Source organism: Cobetia sp. (assembly GCF_983723665.1).
In genome coordinates this window covers 1-1,292 of the sequence record NZ_CFDJES010000078.1, presented here as the reverse complement: position 1 = coordinate 1,292, position 1,292 = coordinate 1, and positions in this window count along the sequence as shown.

The following is a 1,292-nucleotide window of genomic DNA, read 5'->3' as shown; positions in this document are numbered from 1 at the left end:
TCATTCACGCTGCGCCAGTGTGATCCGCAACGCTTACAGCGATATTTCCGCCATATGAATCATGCACATGGCTTGTCATATCCCGCCGTCATCCCCAGTCAGAATGTAGGCGTATCGTTCAAGATGCTCAGAACACGACCCTGAACCGCAACCGACGATGCTCAGACGGCAGGTGCATTCAATGCGCTTTCCACTTGCGGCTCTGACACCACTCTCTGCATGGCGGCCTTCATGCCACTCTTGCTGTCATTTGGGCAATATCTTCAGCGCCATTGCAGAGCAAACTTTCTGTAGTTTTTTTACCGAAATGCGGCACACCTCTTTCGACCGCAGCCCACGACCCATGGAGCTGCCAGAAGATTTGCCGCTGAATCAGTAATGCCAATGCCGTGGCATCGCCGTGCATTGGATCACGCCATTCGTGGCGTTTTTGGCAAGGTGACCAAACCCTGTCTGCCGTGCATTTTACCTGATACACGTCTCCCGCCAATCAGCGCTCTGTTACAAAAATCCAATAAAAACATTGGTTTGTAGCACCGCAAGTACGCTCGATGTCGCCACTTCCACGAAAGACGCGTTGCCGATGACAGACACCCCAAGCCCCATTTCGTCGGCAATGCGACACACTCAAGCGCAGGATTCCAGTCGCCACGCGGGCCCCCTCTGGCGTAGCGTCCGGTGGAACATCGACAGCCACGTCGCCAATCATCCACACCCCGACTACTCTTTTTTACATAAATAATCCTCAAGCGATCAACGCGAATAATACGCAAGGCTTCACGCTAGACAGTTCACATATTCTCGTTAACATGAGCCTCGCTTTGCCACGACTCATCGGCTTTGTGTCTGTGTGGAGAAGGACTTCCTGCATCAACCGCTCAGCGGCTGACACCTGACAGGACTGTCAGACGCAGACAGTAAGGCGCAACGATGAATTTCGGCAAGCGCATGACCAGGGAATACGGTCATGACAGGAACACCTCAGGACGAGGTCGCGCCACGGAGGATGCCAAGGATGGTGTCAGGGACGGCGCTCTTCTCCTCTATCGATATCTTCAGCAGCAGGTTGGATGATCGCCAGCATCTGCTGGCAGCCTCGACACCGATGCCTCAGTCCTTGAGTCATCATGTCGTGGTCTGACATCCCTCCCTGGTCGGCTGACCGCCGACAATGCTCATCAAGGAGAGTTATCCATGCGCAAGACATATCTCGGAGCCATCATCGGCCTGACAGGTGCCCTGCTTCTCGCTGGCAATGCCATCGCGGAAGAAGAAGCGCCTCAGGGTGCGAC